Raw genomic sequence first — 14,882 nt, 5'->3', positions numbered from 1 at the left:
CGCTAACAATGGAGCCCCGATGAAGCGCAGATCTCTGTCCATCCTGGCGACGGTGACCGCCTTACTGGCCAGCCTGCTGATCGCCCTGCAGACCCAGCCCGCCAACGCCGCCACCGTCGACACCAACGCCTGGTACGTCCTGGTCAACCGCAACAGCGGCAAGGCCCTCGACGTCTACAACCTGTCCACCGCCGACGGCGGCCGCATCACCCAATGGACCCGCAACAACCAGAACCAGCAACAATGGCAATTCGTCGACTCCGGCGGCGGCTACTACCGCGTCAAGTCCCGCCACTCCGGCAAGGTCCTCGACGTCTACAACTTCTCCACCGCCAACGGCGGCGCCATCGTCCAATGGACCGACACCAACGGCAACAACCAGCAATGGCGCCTCGCCGACAGCCCCGACGGCTACGTCAGGCTCATCTCACGCCACAGCAACAAGGCACTCGAAGTACAGGGCGCCTCCACCGCCGACGGCGCCAACATCGTCCAGTACGACGACTGGGGCGGCACCAACCAGCAATGGCAGTTCGTGAAGGTGGACGGCGGCACCCAGAACCCCGGCCCGTGCGACCTCCCCTCGACCTACCGCTGGAGCTCCACCGGCCCGCTGGCCACCCCGAAGTCGGGCTGGGTCTCGCTCAAGGACTTCACCGTCGCCCCCTACAACGGCAAGCACCTCGTCTACGCCACCACGCACGACACGGGCACGCGGTGGGGCTCGATGAACTTCAGCCCCTTCACCAACTGGTCCGAGATGGCCTCGGCGAGCCAGAACACCATGACCAACTCGACCGTCGCGCCCACGCTCTTCTACTTCGCCCCGAAGAACATCTGGGTGCTCGCTTACCAGTGGGGCGGCACCGCCTTCTCCTACCGGACCTCCAGCGACCCCACCAACCCCAACGGCTGGGGCGCGCAGCAGGTGCTCTTCTCCGGAAGCATCTCCGGCTCCGGCACCGGCCCGATCGACCAGACGCTCATCGGTGACGGCACGAACATGTACCTGTTCTTCGCCGGCGACAACGGCAAGATCTACCGGGCGAGCATGCCTCTCGGGAACTTCCCCGGCAGCTTCGGCACCACCTCGACCGTCATCATGAGCGACACGACCAACAACCTGTTCGAAGCCGTCCAGGTCTACAAGCTCCAGGGCCAGAACAAGTACCTCATGCTCGTCGAGGCGATCGGCGCGCAGGGCCGCTACTTCCGCTCCTTCACCGCCACCAGCCTGAACGGCACCTGGACCCCCCAGGCCGCCACCGAGAGCAACCCGTTCGCCGGCAAGGTCAACAGCGGCGCCACCTGGACCAACGACATCAGCCACGGTGAGCTGATCCGCACCTCGGCCGACCAGACCATGACCGTCGACCCCTGCAACCTGCAACTGCTCTACCAGGGACGCAGCCCCAGCTCGGGCGGCGACTACGGCCTCCTGCCCTACCGGCCGGGCCTGCTGACCCTGCAGCGCTGACCTCGGTCACGCCTCATCGTTCGTCACGCAGTTCGAGCAGGAGCGCCGTCATGCTGACCTTGACGCCGGCGTGCGGCGCTCCTGCCTTGTCATGCAGGAGCGCGACGGCCTGGCCGACCAGGCCGACGATCTCCTCCCACACGGGCCTCGGCAGCCACACCTCGGCGTCCATGGACAGGCGCTGGCGCTCGGTCTCGGTCAGCCGCCTGGCCAGGTCGGCGCTCATCGCCTGATGGAGGAGCTGCCGGCCGTCGGACCGGTCGATGCGCTCGGCGCTGGACGGGTCGTAGCGGTAGAGCACCCGCGGCCGGCCCTTGCCCGCCGGCGCCGGTTCGTCGACCTGCTGGAGGAAACCCGCCTCGGCGAGCCGGCGCAGGTGGTAGCTGGCCGAGCCGTGCGCGATCCCGAGCTCGTCCGCGACCTCGGTGGCCGACATCGCCGCGCCGGTGAGCAGCGACACGATGCGCATGCGCAGCGGGTTGGCCAGGGCGCGCAGCGGCACGAGCTCATTTTCCGAGGACACGGTCGGATCATAGGTTCTCCAACAACCCTTGGGGAAGGCCGCCGACCCGCCTGACCGGGGTGCCTCCAGTCGCCGCTGGGGAGCGGCTGTGCTTACATGATTACACCTTCCGGAGAGGAATCATCGTGATCGTGGAGTACATCCGTTATCGCATACCTGTCGAGGCTTCGGCGGAGTTCGAGGCCGCCTACGGCAGGGCGGCCCGGTCGCTCGCCGAAGCGCCGCAGTGCGTGGACTACGAGCTCAGCCGCTGCGTGGACGAGCCCGCCTGCTACATCCTGCGCATCACCTGGACCTCGGCCGAGGACCACCTGAAGGGGTTCAGGGCGGGCGAGCACTTCCCCGCCTTCTTCAAGGAGATCCGCCCCTACGTGGAGCAGATCGAGGAGATGCGCCACTACGCGCGGACCCCGGTGCGCGGCCTCGGCGGCTCCGTCCCCTCCCTGCACGAGTGGGCCGGCGGCACCGAGGCGCTCGAACGGCTCACCGAGCGCTTCTACGAGCTGGTCAAGGCCGACGACGTCGTCGGGCCGCTGTTCGCCCACATGGATTCGGACCACCCCCGCTTCGTCGCCATGTGGCTGGCGGAGGTGTTCGGCGGCCCCGCGCGCTACACGGGCGAGCGCGGGGGCTACCCGCACATGCTCGGCATGCACCGCAACAGGGCGATCAGCGAGCAGCAGCGCCGCCGCTGGGTCGACCTGCTGGTCGACGCCGCCGACGAGGTCGGCCTGCCGGACGACCCGGAGTTCCGGGCCGCGTTCATGGGCTACATCGAATGGGGCACCCGGCTCGCCCTGGCCAACTCCCAGCCCGGCGCGACCCCCGTCGAGCAGGCTCCGGTGCCACATTGGGGGTGGGGCGTCGCGCCGCCGTACCAGGGGTGATACCCGCCGGTAACGACAGCTCGGGGGTCCCGTCACGAGGCGGATCTTTTACAATGTGGCGGCCTCCACATCGCGCCGCGGATGATGATATTCGAGCACCGTGGAACGGGTGGAGGCGACGCGATGCGATGAACGTCGCCTCGCACACGTGACAGCGGGGAGAATCAGTCGGTGTTCAAACGTGTCGCCATCGTCAACCGCGGAGAGGCCGCGATGCGGCTCATCCACGCGGTCAGGGACCTCTCGGCGGAGACCGGGGCGCGGATCGAGACGGTCGCCCTCTACACCGACGCCGACCGTGACGCCACCTTCGTCCGGGAGGCCGATCTCGCCCATCTGCTCGGGCCCGCCTCGGCCCGGCCGTACCTCGACCACGCCGTCCTGGAGCGGGCGCTCGTCGAGACCGGGGCCGACGCGGCCTGGGTCGGCTGGGGCTTCGTCGCCGAGGACCCGGCCTTCGCCGAGCTGTGCGAGAAGATCGGGGTGACCTTCATCGGGCCGAGCGCCGAGGCGATGCGCCGGCTCGGCGACAAGATCGGCGCGAAGCTGCTCGCCGAGGAGGCCGGCGTCCCGGTCGCGCCGTGGAGCCGCGGCGAGGTGGCCACCCTGGAGCAGGCGCTGCGCGCCGGCCAGGAGATCGGCTTCCCGCTGATGCTCAAGGCGAGCGCCGGCGGCGGCGGCCGGGGCATCCGCGTGATCACCTCCGAGGAGGAGCTGGCCGACGCCTACGAGCGCACCCGCCAGGAGGCGCTGCGCGCGTTCGGCTCCGGCGTGGTGTTCCTGGAGCGGCTGGTCACCGGGGCGCGGCACGTCGAGGTCCAGGTCGTCGCCGACGGCCAGGGCACCGCGTGGGCGCTCGGCGTACGCGACTGCTCGGTCCAGCGGCGCAACCAGAAGGTCATCGAGGAGTCGTCCTCCCCGGTCCTGACCGACGAGCAGGCCGCCGAGCTCAAGGCGTCGGCCGAGCGGCTGGCCAAGGCGGTCGGCTACCGCGGCGCCTGCACCGTGGAGTTCCTCTACCACCCGGGCGAGGAGCTGTTCGCGTTCCTGGAGGTCAACACCCGGCTGCAGGTCGAGCACCCCATCACCGAGGTCACCACCGGCACCGACCTGGTCCGGCTGCAGCTCCACGTGGCCGCGGGCGGCAGGCTGGAGGGGCCCCCGCCGGTCGAGACCGGCCACGCCGTCGAGGCCAGGCTCAACGCCGAGGACCCCGACCGCGACTTCGCGCCGTCCCCCGGGCGCGTCGCGCGCCTGGTGCTGCCCGCCGGGCCCGGCATCCGCGTCGACACCGGCGTCAGGGAGGGCGACGTCATCCCGGCCGCGTTCGACTCGATGATCGCGAAGATCATCGCGTACGGCCGCGACCGCGAGCAGGCGCTGGGCCGGCTGCGCCGGGCGATGACCGACATCACCGTGATCATCGAGGGCGGCGCCACCAACAAGAGCTTCATCCTCGACCTGCTCGACCAGCCCGAGGTCATCACCGCCCGGGCCGACACCGGCTGGATCGACCGCGTACGCGCCGAGGGCCGCCTGGTCAGCCACCGGCACTCCGCCGTCGCCCTCGTCGCCGCCGCCATCCGGGCCTACCGCGACGAGGAGGAGCTCAGCCTCCGCCGGCTCCTGTCCACCGCCTACGGCGGCCGTCCCCAGGTGCGGCACGACCCGGGCCGTCCGCTGGACCTCAAGCTCCGCGGCGTCGGCTACCGCGTGAGCGTGGCCAGGGTCGGGCCCGACCGGTTCCGGGTGGGCGTCTCCGGCGGCGGCGACGTGCACCACGCGGACGTCGAGGTCGACCGGTTCGACGCGCACAGCGGCCAGATCGTGGTCAACGGCCGCCGTTTCCGCCTGGTGTCGGCCGCCCACGGCCCGACCCACCTGGTCGAGGTCGACGGCGTCACGCACCGGATCAGCCGCGACGAGGGCGGCGTCGTCCGCTCCCCCGCCCCCGCGCTCGTCGTGGCGGCGCCGCTGGCCGTGGGCGACGAGGTCGAGGCGGGCGCACCCATCCTGGTGCTGGAGAGCATGAAGATGGAGACGGTGCTGCGCGCGCCGTTCCGCGCCCGGGTGCGCGAGTGCCCCGTGCCGGTGGGGACCCAGGTCGAGACCGGCGCCGCCCTGATGCGCCTGGAGCCGCTCACCGACGACAGCCCGCAGGAGGAGGCCGGCGTCGCCGAGATCGACCTGCCGGCCGAGCCGGCGGACGCGCCCGCGGCCGAGCGGGCCGAGCGCGGCCTGCGGCACCTGCGCGGGCTGCTGCTGGGCTTCGACGCCGATCCGCAGGGCCACCAGCGGGTGCTGTCGGACTACGTGGCCGCCCGCGCCGAGCTGGGCGACCAGGTGCTCGAAGGCGAGCTCGACCTGCTCACCGTCTTCGCCGACCTGTGCGAGCTGAGCCGTAACAAGCCGAGCGGCGACCTCGGCGCCGAGTCCGACAGCGCGGTGCACAGCCCGCGCGAGTTCTTCCACAGCTACCTGCAGAGCCTCGACGTCGAACGCGCCGGCGTCACCGAGGGCTTCCAGGTCAAGCTCGCCAAGGTCCTCGCCCACTACGGCGTCACGAGTCTCGACCGGACGCCGGAGCTGGAGTCCGCGGTGTTCCGGATCTTCCTGGCGCAGCAGCGGATGAGCACGGGCGTCGCGATCGTGTCGGAGCTGCTGCGCCGGTGGCTGGCCGGCCCGCCGCCGATGGAGTCGCTGAGCGAGCCCGCCGGGCTCACCCTTGAGCACCTGGTCGAGGCCACGCAGGTGCGCTTCCCCACGCTGACCGACCTGGCCCGCGGCGTGGTGTTCCGCTGGTTCGCCCAGCCGCTGCTGCGGCGCAACCGCGCCGAGGTGTACGCGGCGGTCCGCGGCCACCTGCGCCACATCGACCATGACCCGGACGCGCCCGACCGCGCCGAGCGGATCCAGGCGATGGTGGCCAGCGCCGAGCCGCTGGTCCGGCTGCTCGGCCAGCGGATCGGCCGGCCGGGGCGCGACCACGCGCCGCTGCTGGAGGTGCTGACCCGCCGCTACTACGGCAACCGCGGGCTGTCGGAGGTCGTCGCGCGGGACATCGACGGCTGCCGGTTCGTCACGGCGACCCGCGCCGGCGCGGACGGCGCTATCCGCGTGATCGCCACCGCCGCCGACATCACCGCCCTGCCGGACGCACTCGGGGCCGCCGCCACGCTCACCGCCGAGGCTGACGGGCCGGAGGTGGCCGTCGACGTCTACGTCACCTGGGAGGACCAGCCCGACGACGACGCGATGGCCGTACGGCTGGACCGGCTCGTCGCCGGGCACGCGCGGCCCGCGGGCGTCCAGCGGATCACCGTCATCGTGGCCGGCACCGGCGGCGCCGTCATGCACCACGGCTTCACCTTCCGGCCCGACGGGACGGGCTTCACCGAGGACCGGCTGATCCGTGGCATCCACCCGCAGATCGCGCAGCGCCTCCAGCTCGAACGGTGGCGCGAGTTCGACCTCACCCGGCTGCCGTCGGTCGACGAGGAGATCTACCTGTTCAAGGCGGTCGCGAAGAGCAACCCCGCCGACGAGCGGCTGCTCGCGATGGGTCAGGTCCGTGACCTGACGCCGCTGCGCGAGGCCGACGGCAGGCTGGTCGCGTTGCCGGCCGTGGAGGACGCGCTCACCGCGGGCCTCGACGCGATCCGCAACTTCCAGGCGCAGCGCCCGCAGAACAAGCGCCTCGACACCAACCGCATCATGATGTACGTCTGGCCGGCCACCGAGATCTCGCACGACGAGCTCAACGCGCTGGTCCAGCGCATCCTGCCGACCACGGTGGGCGCGGGGCTGGAGGAGGTCCTGTTCGTGGCCCGCCAGCGCAACGCCGCGGGCGAGCTGAGCGAGGTCGCCGTACGCATCACGCTCGACGCGGGCCACGGCGCGACCCTGTACGTCGAGAAGCCCTCGACGGAGCCGGTGCGGCCGCTCGACGACTACCGCCAGAAGGTGCTGCGGGCCGCCCGGCGCGGCAGCGTCTACCCGTACGAGCTGAGCGCCATGCTCGGCCGCTTCGTCGAGCACGACCTCGACGAGCACGGCGCGCTCGTGCCGGTGGACCGGCCGAAGGGCCGCAACACCGCGGCGATCGTGGCGGGCGTCGTCTCGACGCCGACCGAACGGCACCCGGAGGGCGTCACCCGCGTGGTCCTGCTCGGCGACCCGACCAAGGCGCTGGGCGCGCTGTCCGAGCCGGAGTGCTCGCGGGTGATCGCCGCGCTCGACCTCGCCGAGCGGATGCGCGTCCCGCTGGAGTGGTACGCGCTGTCGGCGGGCGCGCGGATCTCGATGACCTCGGGCACCGAGAACATGGACTGGGTCGCGGCGGCGCTCAAGCGGATCGTCACGTTCACGCAGGCGGGCGGCGAGATCAACGTCGTGGTGGCGGGGATCAACGTCGGCGCCCAGCCCTACTGGAACGCCGAGGCGACGATGCTCATGCACACCAAGGGCGTCCTGGTGATGACCCCGGACTCGGCGATGGTGCTCACCGGCAAGCAGTCGCTGGACTTCTCCGGCGGGGTGTCGGCCGAGGACAACTTCGGCATCGGCGGCTACGACCGCGTCATGGGCCCGAACGGCCAGGCACAATACTGGGCCCCCAACCTGCGGGCCGCCCACGACGTGCTGATGGCGCACTACGACCACACCTACGTCGCGCCCGGCGAGACCGCGCCGCGGCGGGCCGTGACCAACGACCCCGCCGACCGGGACATCTCGCCCTTCCCGCACACGGTCGCGGGCAGCGACTTCGCCACGGTGGGCGAGATCTTCTCGGCCGAGCACAACCCGGACCGCAAGAAGCCGTTCGACATCCGCACCGTGATGCGCGCGCTGGCCGACCAGGACCACCCGGTGCTGGAGCGCTGGGCGGGCATGGCCGACGCGGAGACGGCCGCGGTCCAGGACGCGCACATCGGCGGCCATCCGGTCTGCCTGATCGGCATCGAGTCCCGCGCGGTGCCGCGGCGGGGCTTCCCTCCCACCGACGGCCCCGACACCTACACCGCGGGCACGCTCTTCCCGCGCTCGTCGAAGAAGACCGCGCGGGCGATCAACGCGGCGTCGGGCAACCGGCCCCTGGTGGTGCTGGCCAACCTGTCCGGCTTCGACGGCTCGCCGGAGTCGATGCGCAAGCTCCAGCTCGAGTACGGCGCGGAGATCGGCCGGGCGATCGTCAACTTCGAGGGCCCGATCGTGTTCTGCGTGATCTCGCGCTACCACGGCGGGGCGTTCGTGGTGTTCTCCAAGGCGCTCAACCCGAACATGACCGTGCTCGCGCTGGAGGGCTCGTTCGCCTCGGTGCTGGGCGGGGCGCCGGCGGCCGCCGTGGTGTTCTCCAGCGAGGTGAACCACCGCACGGCGACCGACGCGCGGGTCACCGAGCTGCAGGGACGCCTCTCGGGGCTCACCGGTGCCGAGCGGGCGGTGCTGAACGCCCAGCTCGTGGAGGTGCAGGCGGCCGTACGGGCGGAGAAGCTGAGCGAGATCGCCGCGGAGTTCGACCGGGTGCACAGCATCCAGCGGGCCGTGGAGGTCGGCTCGGTGGACGAGATCGTCAGCGTCGCGGAGCTGCGTCCCCGGATCATCGAGGCCATCGAGCGCGGGCTGGCCCCCCGCTCCTGACCCGGCGAGCCGCGCCCCCGCGGCCCGGCGAAGGCGGACCTCCGCCTTCGCCGGGTGGGCGTGCGGCCGACCGCCGGCACCGAACGTGCCGGGCGGGGTCTAGGCTCGCTGCGCCGGCGTGGAGCGCCGGAGCTTGCGCGACTCCCAGGCCCATCCACCCGTGATGAGCGTGAGGCCGGCGAGCGCGAAAGGCGAGATCCACCCCAGGACGGGGTTCCTCGAGCCCACGAACCAGGAAGCGATGACGCCCACGCCGTCCAGAGCGAGAGCGGCGGCGGCACCCCCGATGAGACACCCGGCGATGCCCGCGATGACGGTGACGGTCCTGCCGGCGACCCGTGGCACGAAGCGGACGACCTGCGCGCCCAGCAGACCGACCAGGCCGACGCTCACGATGACGGCGATCACGGCGGCGAAACCCAGGTCTGCGTACGCGACCTTGTCCTCTATGTGATCCCATGCGACGCCTTCGTCGGTCAGGCCGAAGAAGCCGAGCGCGAAGATGATCCCTAGCATCACCGCGACGGCTTTGGGCTGCCACGCTTTCCGCGGGTTCTCCTCGGATGGAAGGATCCTGGTGGCGTCCCGTACGCGGTCCCGGACCGGCGGCCGCTCCCCGAGCATGGCCAGCGCCTGCTCGACGGTCGGCCGGTTGCCGGGGTTCTTGTCGAGCAGCCGGGTGATGAGCGGTGCGAGCCGGCCCGCTCGCACCGGCGGCGGGGGCTCTTCGAACAGGACCGCGCTCAGCGCCGCCGGCTGGGTGTTGCGGCGGAACGGTGAGACGCCCTCGACGGCCTGGTAGAGGGTCACGCCGAGGGAGAACAGGTCGCCGGCGGGCAGCCCGTCGACGCCGCGCAGCCGTTCCGGGGCCATGTACTCGGGCGAGCCGATGAGCATCCCCGCGGTGGTCAGGGTGGTGTCGGTGGTGTGGAGCGCGATCCCGAAGTCGGTGAGCAGGGCCCTGCCGTCGCCGGCGAGCATGACGTTGGCCGGCTTGATGTCGCGGTGCACGATGCCGCTCTGGTGCGCCGCGCCGAGGGCCTTCAGCAGCGCGGCGGCGACCTGCGCCACCCTGTCCGCGGGTAACGGCCCGTGTGTTTCGAGGTGCTCGTGCAGCGACGGGCCGTCGATCAGCTCCATCACGATCCAGGGCAGGCCGTCCGTGACGATGTCGTGGATGGCGACGACGTTCTCGTGCGCCCGCAGGCGTACGGCGTTGCGGGCCTCCCTCGCGGTGCGCTCCAGCCGCTTGTCCTGCTCCGCCTGCGACATCCCGGGCACCAGGCACAGCTCCTTGATCGCCACGTCGACGTCCAGGATCTCGTCATGGGCGCGCCAGACCCTCCCGAACCCGCCTGATCCCAGCACCGCGACCAGCCGGTAGCGTCCGCCGACCGTCGAACCAGGCTGTGCGGATGTCATGTCACCTCGCCCGTCGTGCCCTCTGCGACAGTTGATCAGAGTAGATCACACAGGAGCGCGGAGGCACCGTCAACGGTGAAGTCAGGGCATGAAGGCGGCCACGTGCTCGCGCGCCCAGGTGGCGAACGACGTCCGCGTGGGATTTGGCCAGCGGGTCCGGGGCGAGCACGGCGGAGGACGAGAGCAGCACGATGTGCTCCACTCCGGCGGTGACGGCCTCCTTCACGAAGGCGTCGGCGTGGGACGGCTCGGCGTACAGGAAGGTGGTGGTGAGCGCTCACGTCGGCCGGCTCTCCTCGGGGGCGGGGCCCCGGGCCAGGTCGGCGAAGGGCAGCGGGCAGTCGGGGCAGGTGCAGTGCGTCAGGCTGTCGCAGCCGGCGCTCACCACCTGACCCAGCGCCGTCCGGATCGTGGTCAGATCGACGATCTTCGCGTCCACCTCGGCGATCTTGGCCTGGGCGCGGGCACGCAGGTCAGAGGTGGGATGGCCGCGCCGGCCGGTGTCGAGCAGCTCGGCCACCTCGTCCAGGGTGAAGCCGAGCCGCTGGGCCGCCTTGATCACGGTCAGCAGGGTGACCGTGTCCGGCGGGTAGGCGCGGTGCCCGCCAGGGCCGCGGGCCGGTTCGGCGATCAGCCCCCGGCGTTCGTAGTAACGCAGGGTCTGCGGGTTGACCCCGGCCCGCTCGGCGACCTGCCCGCTGCGCAGGTACGGGCCGTCGGGGTCCTGCCTCACGCCGGACTCCCCGCGCGCTCGGCCAGCGCGTCCAGCACCTCGACGTGCTCCGGCGGCACCACCACCTCCAGCGCGAGACCGCCGTCGGCGACGGTGAGGACGAAGGTGAAGAAGGAGCAGCAGCCGTTCTCCCGCGCCGCCAGCTCGGCGGCCCTGGCGGCGTTGTCCGGGCTGGGGGCGAGCTCCAGCCGCAGCCGCTCCCGCCCGGGACGTCGCACCGCCCGGACGGTCTCGGCGAACAGCGCGTCGAACTCGGCCACCCGCAGCGGCCGCTCGACCGTGGGCAGCGTGCACGCGGAGGGAGCCCACACCTCATCAGGGGCGAGATTTTCCGTCATGTCCTGACGTTAAGCCTGTACCTGGGTACCGGATGCAAGCCCCTCGCGGCGGTGTCAGGCGGTGACCGGCCTGGCCAGGTAGCGGCCCGCGGGGTCGCCCACGACCTTGCCGTCCTCCAGCACCCGCCGGCCGCGCAGGAAGGTGTCGGTCACCTTCGCGGTCAGCTCGAAGCCCTCGAACGGTGTGTACTCCTGGGTGGACTCGGAGTCGGCCGCCCGCACGGTCCAGGACGTGTCCGGGTCGACGAGGACGATGTCGGCGTCGAGGCCCTCGGCGATCGCGCCCTTGGTGCGGAGGCCGAACCGCTGCGCCGGGTTCCAGGAGAGCAGCCGGGCCACGTCGCCGTAGGACAGCCCGCGCCGGGAGCCCTCGCTGATCAGGCCGGGCAGCAGGTACTCGGCGCCGCCGAACCCCGACTTGGCCAGGAAGACGTCGTCGCGCGGGTCGCCGAACTTCTGCTCGTCGCGGCAGCAGGCGTGGTCGCTGACCACCCAGTCGACCTTGCCGTCGAGCAGGTGGCCCCACAGCGCCTCGACGTCCTCGCGCGGGCGCAGCGGCGGGTTGACCTTGCCGCCGATTCCGCTCGCCGTGGTGATGTCGGCGAGCAGGTGGCCGATGGTCACCTCGCGGCGGAAGTCGATGTGCGGGAACGCCTCGGCCATCCGCAGCGCCGCGTCCATCGCCTTGGCCGACGACAGGTGCAGCAGGTTGATCGTGGGCAGCCCGGTCTCGTGCGCGAGGTAGGAGGCGATGCTGACGGCGAGGCCCTCGGAGTGCGGGGGCCGGGAGGCGCTGTAGGCGGCGAGGCCGGTGAGCGTGCCCTCCTCCTCCACCATCTTCGTGTACGCGCTCATGATCTCGGCCGTCTCGCAGTGCAGGGACAGCGAGATCTCGTCGGCCAGGTCGGGGAACTGCTCGCGGGCCGCCTGGATGCCGCGCATGACGAACTCGAAGTGCGCGTAGTCGTACCGCTCGCCCTCGGGGATCATGAGGAAGGAGTTCTGGTCGGCGGAGCGCCCGTGCAGGCCGTGGCTGCCGTAGAACATGAACACCTTGAACGACGTCACCCCGTGCTCGCTCACCAGGGAGGGGATCTCGTCGATGTGCCCGCGCTGCATGGGCGCGAGGTGGAAGGCGTAGTCGACGTACGAGCGGTCCTGGGAGGCGGCCAGGACCTCGGGGAAGACCTCCGCGTACGGGCCACCCTTGTTGAGGTAGTACTGGCCGGTGCGCATGTAGGTGAGGGCGGAGGTGACGCCGCCCTGGGCGCAGGCCCGGCTCTCGGTCTCGGTGTCGACGGCCAGCGGGTTGTAGATGCCCCAGTGCTGGTGGGCGTCCACCGCGCCGGGGAAGGCCAGCTTGCCGCCGCCGTCCACCACGGTGCGCGCCTCGGCCGGGTCGAGGCCCGGCCGCACGGCGGCGATCCGGCCGTCGAGGATGCCGAGGTCGGCGGTCTCCGGCTCGGGCCGGTCGTGCCGGACGACCCTGACGTTGGTGACGATCACGTCGTACGATGCCACGGGGGTTCTCCTTTTGGGGGCTGGAAGGGGGCTCAGAGGGCGGAAGGCGGGGTCTCGGTCAGCCGGGTGAGCGGGCGCATGACCTCCGCCACGCCGGTGAGGCGGTCGAGCCGCATGACGAGGTCGCGCACGGTCGCGGCGGACTCCTCGGGCAGCCGGCCGGCCACGTTCTCGCGGAACTTGCGGGCGAGCTCGGCGTCGGACAGCGGCCGGGCGGGGCCGCCCCGGTTGGCCAGCGCCTCTTCGGTCCACTCGCGGCCGTCGTCGGTGCGCACCCGGACCACGGCGGGGAACTGGTGGGGGAAGATGGCGTCGCAGCGCTCGTCGGGGACGACGTCGACCAGGGCCATCAACGCCCGGCGGGCCGGGTCGCGGGCCAGCGCGTCGGTGAAGTCGTCGAGGCCCACGCCGAGCCCGGACCCGCCGACGAGCCCGGCGACCACCGCGTAGGGACCGCTGAACTGCGCCTGGTAGCCCGTCTCCGGGGCCCGCTTCTGGTCGAGCGGCTGGCCGATGGTGCGGATCACCGCCGACGGCACGCGCAGCTCGATGTGCTCGATCCGGTCGAGCGGGAGGCCCCGCTCGCGCAGCGCGATGCCAGCGTCGATGGCCGTATGGGTGAAGTGGTTGGCCGGGTAGGGCTTGAAGAAGATCCCGGGGACCGCCCACTTCTCGCCCAGCCCGTCGAGCACCTGGCCGAGGTCGCTCGCGCCGCGCAGGAACGCCTCGAAGAAGCCGAAGCGGCCCTCCAGGACGGTGGGCGGGCCGGTGAAGCCGCGCCGGGTGAGCTCGGCGGCGGTGACGGCCGACTGCGCGGCCCAGCCGCAGTGCAGCCGCTTGACCGTGCCGCCGGTGCGGTTGGCCTCGATGATGCCGGAGGCGAAGGACGCGGTGATCCCCAGGGCGTGCCCGACGCCTTCCGCGCCGAGCCCCATGAGCAGGGCCGCCGCCACCGCGCCGCCCATCGCGCCGCAGATGGAGGTGGCGTGCTGGCCGTGCTCGAAGAAGACGGAGTTGCCGAGCTCGCTGTCGTAGCCGGCCATGCCGAGCCGTACGGCGACCTCCAGCCCGGCGGCCACGGCGGCGACCGTGTCGGCCCCTGAGGCTCCGGACGCCTCGGCGGCGGCGAGCGCGGCCGGCACGACCGCCGCGCTCGGGTGCAGCACCGACGGCAGGTGGGTGTCGTCGTAGTCGAGCGAGTGGGCGAGCACGCCGTTGGCGAAGGCGGCCTGCGGGGCGGGCAGACGGCCGGGCACCCCGACGGCACTGGCCTGCGGCGCGCCGCCCTGGTCGGCCACGTACGCGGTGGCGGCGGCGCTGGTCGGCAGCCGGTAGGCGGCGACGCAGAGCCCCAGCACGTCGAGGATCCTGCGGCGCACGCTGTCGGTCACGTCGTCGGGCAGCGGCCCGGTCAGCGTCCCTGCCGCGAACCGGGACACCTCGATCGCGAGGGCGGGGGTCTCAGCCATGGCCGACCACCGCCAGCGGGCGCACGGGCGAGCCGGTCGCGCCGAAGATCGGCAGCGGGGAGAGCACGAACGCGAACTCGTGCACGCCGTCGGCGGCCAGTTCGTCGAGCACCATCGTCTCGATGATGTAGACGCCCCGCTCGACGAGCAGGACCCGGTGGGCGGGCAGGAGGCTGTGGCCGCCGCCCGGCTTGAGCCGTTCGAAGGCGATGGTGTCGGCGCCGACGGCGTGCGGCCGGTGGTCGGCCAGCCAGGTCGCCCCGGCCTCGCCGACGCCGGGCACGCCGGAGGCGAGGCCGGTGTAGGCGTCGCGGTCGCCGAACAGGCGTCCCCAGCCGCTGCGGACGAGCACCACGTCGCCGCGCCGGATGGGCGTGCCCTGCCGCTCGGCGGTCGCCTCCAGGTCCTCGGGGGTGATCTCGTAGCCGGGGGCGCAGCCCTCTGGCGTGCCGAGCGCGGCCGGGACGTCGAGCAGCACGCCCCGGCGGAGCATCGGGGCGATGGTGTGGGCCCCGAGCGCGGCGAACCTGCCGCCCCGGCTCGCCTCCACGGCGTCGGACCCGTCGAGCAGCCGGCCGTCCTGCGACACGTGGGAGAAGGCGTCGATGTGGGTGCCGACGTGGGTGCCCATCGTGATGACGTCGTTGGCGGCCGAGCCGCCGTCGGCCCGCACCATGTCGCCGTGCCGGCGGGGCAGCGCGTGCCAGAACGCCGGGTGGTTGGGCGACTGGGGCATCCCGATGGTGAGGGGCCGGCCCAGATCGTAGATCCGGATCCCGTCGTGGACCGCCCGCAGCAGCAGGCCGGTCGTGGTGGCGCTGGTGGAGTCTTCTGGGCTCAACGCTTCTCGTCTTTCGTCGCTGGTCCGAATG

10 protein-coding genes are annotated in these 14,882 nt (G+C 72.2%); 3 read left to right on the top strand and 7 right to left on the bottom strand.

Annotation, left to right across the window (positions count from 1 at the left end):
* Positions 1-19: 19 nt before the first annotated feature.
* A complete protein-coding gene (locus tag SMD20_RS41210) occupies positions 20-1,477 on the top strand; it encodes a non-reducing end alpha-L-arabinofuranosidase family hydrolase (RefSeq protein ID WP_329591651.1) in 1,458 nt (485 codons plus the stop codon).
* A 13-nt stretch (positions 1,478-1,490) separates the two neighbouring features.
* Here the strand turns inward: SMD20_RS41210 and SMD20_RS41205 are convergent, their stop codons facing one another.
* Positions 1,491-2,000 (bottom strand): ArsR/SmtB family transcription factor, encoded by a 510-nt coding sequence (locus SMD20_RS41205; protein WP_329591650.1) that lies wholly within the window; start codon positions 1,998-2,000, stop codon positions 1,491-1,493.
* A 125-nt stretch (positions 2,001-2,125) separates the two neighbouring features.
* On the opposite strand from SMD20_RS41205, the gene SMD20_RS41200 reads away from it, so the two are divergent.
* Both SMD20_RS41200 and SMD20_RS41195 read left to right on the top strand, forming a co-directional pair.
* Positions 2,126-2,887 carry a group II truncated hemoglobin gene (locus SMD20_RS41200; RefSeq protein ID WP_329591649.1) on the top strand — a complete coding sequence of 254 codons (762 nt, stop codon included), beginning with the start codon at positions 2,126-2,128 and terminating at the stop codon, positions 2,885-2,887.
* 171 nt (positions 2,888-3,058) lie between these two features.
* The gene (locus SMD20_RS41195; RefSeq protein ID WP_329591647.1) at positions 3,059-8,527 is read left to right on the top strand and encodes an ATP-binding protein; all 5,469 of its coding nucleotides are present in this window, start codon (positions 3,059-3,061) and stop codon (positions 8,525-8,527) included.
* 99 nt (positions 8,528-8,626) lie between these two features.
* Here the strand turns inward: SMD20_RS41195 and SMD20_RS41190 are convergent, their stop codons facing one another.
* The 6 genes from SMD20_RS41190 to SMD20_RS41165 form a co-directional block, all read right to left on the bottom strand.
* Positions 8,627-9,949, bottom strand: a complete 1,323-nt coding sequence (locus SMD20_RS41190; protein WP_329591645.1) for a serine/threonine-protein kinase — start codon at positions 9,947-9,949, stop codon at positions 8,627-8,629.
* Between the two features lie 277 nt (positions 9,950-10,226).
* On the bottom strand, positions 10,227-10,682 hold the full coding sequence (locus SMD20_RS41185) for a MerR family transcriptional regulator (protein WP_329591643.1): 456 nt from the start codon (positions 10,680-10,682) through the stop codon (positions 10,227-10,229).
* Complete coding sequence (locus SMD20_RS41180; RefSeq protein WP_329591641.1) at positions 10,679-11,020, bottom strand: hypothetical protein; 342 nt, start codon at positions 11,018-11,020, stop codon at positions 10,679-10,681. Before SMD20_RS41180 ends, SMD20_RS41185 begins: the two co-directional genes overlap by 4 nt.
* Positions 11,021-11,074: 54 nt before the next feature.
* Positions 11,075-12,541: a dihydroorotase gene (locus SMD20_RS41175; protein WP_329591639.1), complete on the bottom strand. Its 1,467-nt coding sequence runs from the start codon at positions 12,539-12,541 to the stop codon at positions 11,075-11,077.
* Positions 12,542-12,573: 32 nt separating this feature from the next.
* Positions 12,574-14,010 carry an MmgE/PrpD family protein gene (locus tag SMD20_RS41170; RefSeq protein WP_329591638.1) on the bottom strand — a complete coding sequence of 479 codons (1,437 nt, stop codon included), beginning with the start codon at positions 14,008-14,010 and terminating at the stop codon, positions 12,574-12,576.
* Positions 14,003-14,851, bottom strand: coding sequence for a cyclase family protein (locus tag SMD20_RS41165; RefSeq protein WP_329591636.1), 849 nt, complete (start codon positions 14,849-14,851; stop codon positions 14,003-14,005). Before SMD20_RS41165 ends, SMD20_RS41170 begins: the two co-directional genes overlap by 8 nt.
* Positions 14,852-14,882 lie beyond the last annotated feature (31 nt).

Source organism: Nonomuraea sp. LP-02 (assembly GCF_036289125.1).
Classification (GTDB): domain Bacteria; phylum Actinomycetota; class Actinomycetes; order Streptosporangiales; family Streptosporangiaceae; genus Nonomuraea; species Nonomuraea bangladeshensis.
The sequence above is the reverse complement of the archived record's forward strand: the minus strand, read 5'-3'. Positions and strand labels throughout refer to the sequence as shown.